The 4,635-nt window shown below is 44.0% G+C and carries 5 protein-coding genes; 1 reads left to right on the forward strand and 4 read right to left on the reverse strand.

Features of this window, described 5'->3' with window-relative positions:
• Positions 1–495: 495 nt before the first annotated feature.
• Positions 496–747, reverse strand: coding sequence for a hypothetical protein (locus tag F6K53_RS32980; protein ID WP_293069478.1), 252 nt, complete (start codon positions 745–747; stop codon positions 496–498).
• A 32-nt stretch (positions 748–779) separates the two neighbouring features.
• Here F6K53_RS32980 and F6K53_RS32985 point away from each other — a divergent pair, with 32 nt between their 5' ends.
• Positions 780–3,350 carry a CHAT domain-containing protein gene (locus F6K53_RS32985; RefSeq protein WP_293083614.1) on the forward strand — a complete coding sequence of 857 codons (2,571 nt, stop codon included), beginning with the start codon at positions 780–782 and terminating at the stop codon, positions 3,348–3,350.
• Here the strand turns inward: F6K53_RS32985 and F6K53_RS32990 are convergent.
• From F6K53_RS32990 to F6K53_RS33000, 3 genes are all read right to left on the reverse strand, one after another.
• The gene (locus F6K53_RS32990) at positions 3,302–3,523 is read right to left on the reverse strand and encodes a hypothetical protein (RefSeq protein WP_293069482.1); all 222 of its coding nucleotides are present in this window, start codon (positions 3,521–3,523) and stop codon (positions 3,302–3,304) included. The two genes, F6K53_RS32985 and F6K53_RS32990, sit on opposite strands and share 49 nt — an antisense overlap.
• 298 nt (positions 3,524–3,821) lie before the next feature.
• Positions 3,822–4,190: a YccF domain-containing protein gene (locus F6K53_RS32995; RefSeq protein ID WP_293021480.1), complete on the reverse strand. Its 369-nt coding sequence runs from the start codon at positions 4,188–4,190 to the stop codon at positions 3,822–3,824.
• A 168-nt stretch (positions 4,191–4,358) separates the two neighbouring features.
• Positions 4,359–4,635 (reverse strand): alpha/beta hydrolase (locus F6K53_RS33000; protein ID WP_293083617.1); only part of this gene is annotated, 277 nt, incomplete at its 5' end.

Here is a 4,635-nt window from a genome sequence, read left to right on the forward strand (position 1 = left end):
AACCTAGTTTTCACCGAGTTATCCATCTCAATACGCTCCTTTGGGTGGGAACTTGGCCTGAATCCTGACCGTGGAAAGGCTCTTACCCCTTTCGCTTCTATGAGCGCCTTCATCGGTCGCCCCTTGACTCCAAACATAGCAAAACTCGGGCTTTCAAGCAACTCCTGGTCGAGATGCCAGGAAAGCCTAGACAGATGAGTGGGAGGCTTAACTCCAATTGCTGACTACCACTCCTCACTCAGGCAATAATAAATTGCACCTTGACCGTCTTATCCGGGTTTATCCCGATTTATCCCGGTTCAAGAGTATCTCGATGCAGAAGCTATCCTGGCTAATGACATTTGTGCGTTTGAAAATAATCGGATTGCTGGGGGCAGTTCCTTTATTATTACTGGCAAAGGCGGTTTACCACCAACTCCAGAAGATCCAGTGATTAATGCCCACAGAACAGTCAGGTGGCGAACTCGTCCTGGCTTACCCAGCACTAGAAAACCATTACCACAGCAACCCAAGGCCTTTGGCCACGCTACGCGAACAGTCACACCCCCTCAAGACAAAAAAGTGATTATCGAAGCCCAAGGCTGGGTAATAGCAAAGGATGGCACGATTATTCTGACTGCGCAACCGTTTAACGGAACTCCTGTGGAGCAGATATTGCCCAATCTTGATTGTCATGTGGGAATAGGGAGTAGGGAGCAGGGAGTAGGGAGTAGGGAGTAGGGAGTAGGGATATGAAAAAACTATCATTTCTAATTGCGATGCTCTTTCAGAGCCACTGCGTGAACGCATTAATAACCTGCTTCCTGCCATCCGGCAAAGCATTATCAAATTCTGTTGTCATCACACCCGATTCCCTTCCCCCCTTATTAAGGGGGGTTAGGGGGGATTCCGATTCCCTTCCCCCCTTATTAAGGGCTAGGGGGGATTCCGATTCCCTAGACCAACAAGCCCAACACCTCTATGAAACAGGTCAATACCAAGAGGCTATCCCGTTGTTGGAGCAAATGATTAGTAACTACAGCAACAGTGGCGACCTTATTGGTGAAATTAATTCCTTAGTCAATCTCGCTTTAGTTTATCAAACCTTGGGAGACCTAGACCAAGCTAAACAAACAATATCCCAGAGTTTCACCAAACTATCCAAACTTGATAATACTACAGAACATCAACAATTACAAGCCCAAATATTAGAAGTTCAAGGACAAGTATACTTATCTCTAGGTCAGGGGGAGAAAGCCTTATCCACTTGGCAGCAAACGAGTGCTATCTACCAAGATATCGGAGACTTAACTAAATTAACAGAAAGTCAGATTTACCAAGTCCAAGCCTTACGAGTATTAGGGTTGTATAATCAAGCTACTAAAACCTTAACTCAAATCCAGGAAACTATCCAAGACCAACCGGATAGCCAACTCAAAAGTACCGCCCTCCAATACCTAGGTGATGTGCTGCGCCGAGTGGGTAAATTCAAGGAATCTCAAGCAATTTTACAACAAAGTTTAGCCATAGCGGAAAACTTACGAGATCAGACTTTGATTGCTGACAATCTGCTCAGTTTAGGAAATACCGCTAGATTAAAAGGAGACACAGCAGACGCAATAGATTTATATCAACGGGTTGTCAAGGAATCTCCCCTAGCAGATCTTAAGATTCAAGGGCAATTAAATCAACTGAGTATAGTAATAGCTCAACAAGAGTGGTCACAAGCCAGAGAGTTATTGCCAGCTATCGAAAATACCTTAACTAAATTATCTCCCAGTAAGACCGCTATCAATGCTAGAATTAATCTAGCCAAAACCCTATTAAAACCGACAACATCACAACTCACATCTCCCAAGGAACTAGCTACTTATCTCGCCGATGCTATTAAGCTAGCTAGGAATTTAGGAGATAAACGAGCCGAAGCTGAAGCCATCGGTAACTTGGGAACCTTATACGAATACAATCAACGTCTTGATGAAGCCCAAGACTTGACGGAAAAAGCCTTACTGATTGCTCAAGAAATCCAGGCTCCGGATTTAGCTTATCAATGGCAATGGCAACTGGGCAGAATTCTGAATCTAAAACAGGATAAAAAAAACGCGAACGCGGCCTATGCTCAATCGGTGCAAACCCTCCAATCTATCCGTAGTGACCTAGTCGCGATTAGTAGCGATCTTCAGTTTGAGTTTCGCGAAAGCGTCGAACCAGTCTACCGAGAATTAGTAGCACTACTCCTAGAACCCAATGCATCTCAAGAAAACCTCAAACAAGCACGAGATGTGATTGAATCCCTACAACTCGCAGAACTAGATAACTTCTTTCGGGATGCTTGTTTAGATACTAAACCCGTTAATATCGACGAAATAGATCCTAACGCTGCTATCTTCTATACCATTATCTTGCCAGACCGCTTGGAAGTAATTGTAACTTTGCCCGGACAACCCCTGCGCCAGATTACTACTAACTTACCTCAAACAGAAATAGAACAACAACTGGCTTCGGTAAAGATAAATATTACTAGCCCTTGGCGAGTCCTGAGAAAGGACAACTTACAAACAATACACGACTGGTTAATCGGTCCGATTCAAGGGGAATTAGCCAACAGTAACATCCGCACTCTAGTATTTATACCAGATGGTGCTCTGCGTGATCTTCCCATGTCTGTGCTTTATGACGGGGAAGACCATTTGATCGAGAAATATAGTATTGCGGTAGCACCTAGTTTACAACTAATCGACTCTCAAGCCAATGTCAGACAAAACGTTTCGGTTCTGAGTGCTGGAGTGACGGAAGTTCGTCCCCATCGTCCCCAATTAGGAGCACTTCCTGGAGTGAAGGTGGAATTAGAGAATATCAAGGCTCAAGTTCCCTCATTGATTTTACTCAATGAATCCTTTACTGAATCCAACTTCAATACAGAAGTTAATACCTCTAGTTACAAAGTGGTTCATCTAGCAACTCATGGTGAATTTAGTTCAGTAGCTGAAGAAACGTTTCTGCTGACCTGGGATGACGTGATCAATCTCAATGAATTAAATAGTCTGATCAGAACCGATCAAAAGCAAGAAAATCCGATTGAATTACTCGTCCTCAGTGCTTGTCAGACAGCCAAAGGAGACTCCCGAGCCGCTTTGGGATTGGCTGGTATCGCCGTGCGTGGGGGGGCACGCAGTACCCTTGCCAGTCTATGGACTGTGGACGATCTTGCCACTACAGAGTTAATGACTCGCTTCTATCAGAGGTTAGCCACAGGCAAGGTTACCAAGGCTGAAGCTCTGCGTCTTGCTCAACAGGAGCTGTTGCAGAGCGAGGCATTTAATCATCCCTTGTACTGGTCGGCTTTTATTTTGCTGGGAAATTGGTTGTGAGGGAGTAGGGTGTAGGGAGTAGGGAGTAGGGAGTAGGGAATCGGGAATCGGGAATCGGGAATCGGGAATCGGGAAGAAATCTTGTGTACCTTATAGTGCGATGCTCTTTTAGAGCCGCTACGCGATCGCAATATTGTAATGCGTTCGCGATCTTGTAGTAAAAAAAATACCAATTAAAGTAGGGTGGGCAAAGTAATATTATCTAGAATACTCTTTTGAACCAAACTGTTTTTGCCCACCCTACAAGCTAAATGAATTGTGATAATTTTTGTTCCCTGTTCCCTGTTCCCTGTTCCCTGTTCCCTTTGCGATAGTATATCAATAGCTATCACTTCGGCTTTGTGAGCATCACGCGCCAAAAAACAAAAGCAATTAAGGATGCATAACCTAATACTGTTAGCCACTCCTGCAAAGTGCCCATACCAAATAAAACTGTGTTATCCATAAATACAAAAGTATTGACTAGAAAATTTAGCGCAACTCTCTGCCGAAGGGAAATAGAGACAGGGGAATTAATTTAAAATGCTGTTGGGCAAAGGGAAGGCCAATAATTGTAATCGCTAAAATTAGCCCTGAGACCAAATGAGCAACGGCAATCTCCCAGCCAAAGACGAGCAGCCAGATAATGTTAAAAATCATATTGAGGAGGCTACCAGCGTCTGACGTTTCCTCAATCGTTCTGCCAAATGGTGCCAGAGTAGCGATGCCCAGCTTGATAGCCTGTATTCCAAACGGGATGCCAATAATAGTCAGACAAATCCCTAATCCACCGATAATGTAACCGGCACCAACCACTAAACCGCCAAAGATTAACCAGATAATGTTTCCTAAAAGGCTCATGACTCTCCTTTATTAATCCCCTTGGTACTACTTAATTATACCAGCTAAATTGGGTGAATTACTTTTTCTTAGGGAGTAGGGAGTAGGGAGTAGGGAGTAGGGAGTGGGGGTAATAAAATTTAATGGTCTAATCCTGAACCATCAGAGCAAAAAGCTGACAGCAACAAGTCATCCCTCAAAGTCAGAGGGCTTTTGCTGTTGCTCTTCCAAAAACAGCTCTACAGCCCGATTAAACTCTTCCGGCTCTACTAAAAAAGGCCAATGATTGCCAGGAACTTGACGGATAGTTAGATTTTTGAGATAAGTTTTATAGGGTTTTAGCTGCCAATCCGAGCGATTAAGACCTTTTTCTGGTACTATCAATACCGTAGGAATAGCAATGATTTCCGTTAGTCCTGCTACGCGCATCACGTCTTCAAAAATCTCATTTCTCGCCTGAACCACA

Source organism: Moorena sp. SIO4A1, from assembly GCF_010672065.1.
In the GTDB taxonomy this organism is placed as follows: Bacteria; Cyanobacteriota; Cyanobacteriia; order Cyanobacteriales; family Coleofasciculaceae; genus Moorena.